The 4,452-nt window shown below is 62.2% G+C and carries 3 protein-coding genes and 2 pseudogenes; 1 reads left to right on the top strand and 4 read right to left on the bottom strand.

The genetic code is table 11. From position 1 onward, the window contains the following. Positions 1-127: 127 nt before the first annotated feature. Positions 128-940 (top strand): annotated as a pseudogene (locus WCB02_RS19205) (LysR substrate-binding domain-containing protein); the annotation flags it as partial. Positions 941-1,060: 120 nt separating this feature from the next. On the opposite strand, the gene WCB02_RS19200 reads toward WCB02_RS19205, so the two are convergent. From WCB02_RS19200 to WCB02_RS19185, 4 genes and pseudogenes are all read right to left on the bottom strand, one after another. Further along, entirely contained in the window at positions 1,061-2,104 is a 1,044-nt protein-coding gene (locus tag WCB02_RS19200; protein ID WP_423960426.1) for an ABC transporter ATP-binding protein, read from the bottom strand. Between the two features lie 11 nt (positions 2,105-2,115). Next, the gene (locus WCB02_RS19195) at positions 2,116-2,952 is read right to left on the bottom strand and encodes an ABC transporter permease (RefSeq protein ID WP_423960428.1); all 837 of its coding nucleotides are present in this window, start codon (positions 2,950-2,952) and stop codon (positions 2,116-2,118) included. A 133-nt stretch (positions 2,953-3,085) separates the two neighbouring features. Then, complete coding sequence (locus WCB02_RS19190) at positions 3,086-4,012, bottom strand: ABC transporter permease (protein ID WP_423960425.1); 927 nt, start codon at positions 4,010-4,012, stop codon at positions 3,086-3,088. Beyond that, positions 4,009-4,452, bottom strand: a pseudogene (locus WCB02_RS19185) (ABC transporter substrate-binding protein); the annotation flags it as partial. The gene WCB02_RS19190 and the pseudogene WCB02_RS19185, both read right to left, overlap by 4 nt.

The raw sequence follows: 4,452 nt of genomic DNA, 5'->3' as shown, positions 1-4,452 counted from the left end.
CGCGACCAGAAGCATCTATCGAAACTTTCAGCTCGTTCATTGGCACGTTTCGTGCACGCGCAGAGCGAAACAACAAACGGGAAACGCCTTGAATTGACGAGGGCGGGAACCAGGCCGGAGTCGTGGCATGCGAACATACATCCCTTTGAATGCCTTGCGCGCGTTCGAGGCCGCAGCTCGACACCTGAGCTTCACGCGCGCCGCGGTCGAACTTTGCGTGACGCCAACGGCCATCAGCCATCAAGTCCGGACGCTTGAGGAGTTCCTGCATACACCCTTGTTCCAGCGCAAAAGCGGGAAGCTGATCCTCACGCCGGCGGCCTCGAACGCGCTTCAGGAACTTTCCGAGGGCTTCAACAAATTGGAATCGGCGCTGCTCGCGCTCAACCGACGAGGCCGGCAGCGTAAGCTGTCTGTCGCAGCGTCGCCCTCGGTGGCCTCGCTCTGGCTGATGCCCAAGCTCAAGCGGTTTTTCGCAAGCGCCCCGGACGTTGAGTTGAGTCTGTGCACCGTCACCGGCGAGAGCGACTTCAGCGACGGCCCGTTCGACGTTGCAATCTGCTCCACCGACGACCATCCCGGTCGCAAGGTTGATTATCTGATGGAGGAACGGATATATCCGGTTTGCTCGCCGGCGTTGCTCGAGGATTTGGGCCTGACTTCCGAGGCCGCGCTTTGCGAACTCCCGCTCATCCATGACGACAAGGTCAATGATCAGTTTCCGACCTGGCGGCGCTTTTTCGAAGCGACGCAGTCCGCGATGCGCGATGTGAGCTGCGGCCTCCGCTTCAACCAATCGAGCCTTGCGATCGAAGCAGCAATCCAGGGGCACGGGCTATTGCTCGGACGCTACCGCCTGGTCGCCGCCGCGCTCAGGGATCACCGATTGACGATCCTGTCCGATCGTCCCTGTCCAGCTCCGCTGCGCTATTATGTCGTCCGACAACGCGGCGAGGAACAACGTGCCGTACGCAGCTTCCTCGATTGGCTCAGCGCCGAGGTCGAAGCAGAAAACGATTTCTGGCGCGAGGAAGGCCTGGAGCGGCCGCTCGAGCCAGGCTCAGTCCGACAGGGCCCGGGCGTCGTTCTCGGACCAGACGAGGGTGACGCCTTGACCGATGTCGACTGGCGCGGCGAAGAAGACCTCGTCGGAGACAAGCGCCGCGGCCTCCAGACCGTCACCCGCCGCCACAGAAACGCGCACCGTCGGACCGAGATACTCGACATTGGAGACACGGCCGCGGAGGCCCGACTGATCGCCCGCTGAACCCAGACGGCACCTGTCGAGCCGCACCGCGACCCGCCTGCCACGCGTCGTGATTATATTGTGTCCGCCAATGAAACGAGCGACGAAGGCTGTCTTCGGTCTTTCGAAAATGTCCCGCGCCGGACCTGCCTGCCGAATGTGACCAGCTTCCATGACGACCACCAGGTCGGCAAGCGCCATGGCCTCGTCCTGGCTATGGGTCACATGCACGAAGCTGATACCGAGATCGCGTTGCAGGCGCTTCAATTCGCCGCGCATATGTTCGCGCAGGAAAGGATCAAGCGCCGAAAGCGGCTCGTCGAGCAGGAGAACCTTTGGCCGCGTGATGAGGGCGCGCGCCAGTGCGACGCGCTGCTGTTGACCGCCGGACAGTTGCCCAGGCAGCCGATCGGAGAAGTCGCTCATCCGGACCAGCTCCAGGAACTCGCGCGCGCGTGCGCGCCGCTCGGACTTGCGCGCGCCACGAACCTTGAGGCTGTAGGCGACGTTGTCGATCGCCGTCATGTGCGGAAATAGCGCATAATTTTGAAACATCATCGATGTCCCGCGAGCGGACGGCGGCGCATCGGTGACGTTGCGATCGCCAATCAAGACGTCGCCGGAGCTGACCGGTTCGTGGCCCGCGATCATGCGCAGCGTCGTCGACTTGCCGCAGCCGCTTGGCCCAAGCAGACAACAATAGCTCGCTTTGGGAATACGCAGCGAGATCTGATCGACGGCCAAGGCGCCGTTGTAGCTCTTGCTCACGGCGACGAGCTCGACCTCGTAACGCACTACGCCGCCGAGGGGTTGGGCCAATGGCGTCGCGGGGCCCTCGAAAGGGAGTCGAGCGTTCATCGCAGCCTCTCTCAAGCTTGTATCGCGGGCCGGCCGCCGGCCCGGCGCCGAACCATGATCCCGATCGCGACCAGCGCCGCGGTCAGAACGAAGAACGAAACCACGGTCGTGACTGTGCCCAGTGCAAACAGCACGGGCGAAATAGCGGCGGTCGTCATCGCCCAGATTTCCAAAGGCAACGTATTGACGGTACCGACCGTCAACTGTGATCGGGGGAACTCGTCGTAGGACAGCGTGAAGCCGAACAAAGCGACGCCGACGACGCCCGGCATGATGATGGGCAGGATGATGTCGCGAAACCTTTGCCAGGGGCTCGCGCCGAGATCGGTCGCGGCTTCCTCGTAGCGGCGGTCGAGACGTCCGACCGTTGCGAACGTGATCATCAGACCGAACGGCAAGGTCCAGGTCAGCTGGGCGCCGAGCCCCGACGTAAACAGGCTGGTCTTCCAGCCAAGCTCCTTGAACCCGAGCGCGATACCGAAGCTGACGAACAGGCTCGGCATGACCAGGCTCGCGACCGCCGTGTAGAAGAGCAATCCGGCTCCCGGAAAGCGCCGACGGAAGGCCATGCCTGCCGACACGCAAATCACAACCGTCAGCGCCGAGGCGACCAGGGCGAGTTCGAGCGAGCGAAGGAATGCACTGGGAATATCGCCGACGCGGCCGGTCCCGGACAGCAATTGCTGGAACCACAGCGTCGAATGCCCCACCATGGGAAAGCTCATCCCGCCGTTCGGCCCCTGAAACGAAAGCACGAAGATGACGATCATCGGCCCATACATGAAGGCCAGGAAGGCCAGGAAAAAGGCGCCCAGAACATAAAAGGATTTCGAGCGTGGCTGGCCCACTTCGGTCATCATCGACGCCACCCGATCATCAAGAAAGGTGCAGCAGGCGTCGTCGCGCCCGTTCCACCGCGGTGGCCGGCCTCGGCGGCTGCGCGCCTCTCGTCTCGAAACCAGCGCAAGCACGCAACACGCATCATCCTGCAAGCTCCTTGCGCACATCGACGATCCGGAAAATCGCCGCCACCAGAACGATCACCACGACAAGCAGCACGACGGAGCCCGCCGCGGCGGGCGGATATTCAAACGCGTTGAGCTGCGTGGCGATAGAGGACACCACGCCCGCGCTCTTGCCCCCGCTCAGCACGTGGACGATGAAGAAGTCCCCCATGGTCTGCGTCAGCACCAGGACGGAGCCTAGCGCGATGCCGGTCTTCGACAGCGGGATGATGATGTCGCGCACGATCTGGGCCTCGCTGGCGCCCGCGTCGCGCGCGGCAGCGATCAAGCCATGATCGATTTTCGCCATGGAATTCACGATCGGAGCCACCATCATCATGGTCAGGATGTGGACATAGGCAACAATGACGGCGAAGTCTGAAAACAGCAGGAAATCCAGTGGCTGCTTGACGAGATGGGTCGACATCACCGCGTTGTTGAGAATGCCTTCCCGCCCGAGAAACGGGATCCAGGAAATCATCCGGATCATGTTCGACGTGAAAAACGGGATCGTGCAGGCGAGCAGCAGTGCGACGCGCCATCGCATTGTTCGCACATGGAAGGTGAGAAAATAGGCCACCAGAAAACCGATCACCACGGTGATCCCCTCCACGATCGCCGCAAATTCCAGCGTCTTCAAATAAAGCCGGACTGTTATTTCAGATGTGAAGATGTCGACGTAGTTGTCGAACATGAAGGACGGATAGATTTCCAGCCGGTCGTAGTCGAAAAAACTCACCACGACCACGAAGACGAGCGGCGCCACGAACATGCACAACAGCACGATCGCCAGTGGCGCGGCCTGCAGCCAGGAGACAATCGCTCCCGGCCACGGTCGTCCGATCCTGCCGGCGACGGGCAAGCCCGCCGCCGCGCTGTCGCCGATTCCCGCCGCCAACGTCATGCGGCGATGAACTCGTTCCAGCGCTTGGTCAAATAGCGCTGCTCGTCCATCAGGCAGTTCCAGACCGCCACATTGCCCATGCGCTGCCAGAGCGCGCCACCGTCGCGCACGTTGCCGGCCTTCTCCATCAGCGCGCCGAACGGATCGTGGATATCCTTCTCGGCCGGTTTGCCGTCGTACCAATAGTCCCATTCGTAGGGCTCAAGGAACTTCTTGGCGTTCTCGGGCACCGAACTGTAGTAACCCTGGCGCGCGATGAAGGCTCCCTGCCAGCCCGAATTGTACCAATTGAGATAGTCGAGCGCGGCGTCGAGCTTGAGCCCCGTGAGGTGCTTGAGCGGCACCAGCGAAACGCCCCAGCCGCGATAGCCCTCCTTCAGCGGCACAAAGGTGCAGGCAATGCCGCGGGTGCGGATCGCCGTGACCGCCGGTGCCCACAT

The sequence above is a fragment of the Bradyrhizobium sp. genome (assembly GCF_049581145.1).
GTDB lineage: Bacteria > Pseudomonadota > Alphaproteobacteria > Rhizobiales > Xanthobacteraceae > Bradyrhizobium.
Note: the sequence above shows the minus strand (reverse complement) of the source record. Positions and strands in the feature narration are given on the sequence as shown.

Bases quoted from the DNA above. Each gene is read 5' to 3' on its own strand.
- WCB02_RS19190 (WP_423960425.1), bottom strand. From the start codon at position 4,012: ATGACGTTGGCGGCGGGAATCGGCGACAGCGCGGCGGCGGGCTTGCCC.
- WCB02_RS19200 (WP_423960426.1), bottom strand. From the start codon at position 2,104: ATGAACGCTCGACTCCCTTTCGAGGGCCCCGCGACGCCATTGGCCCAA.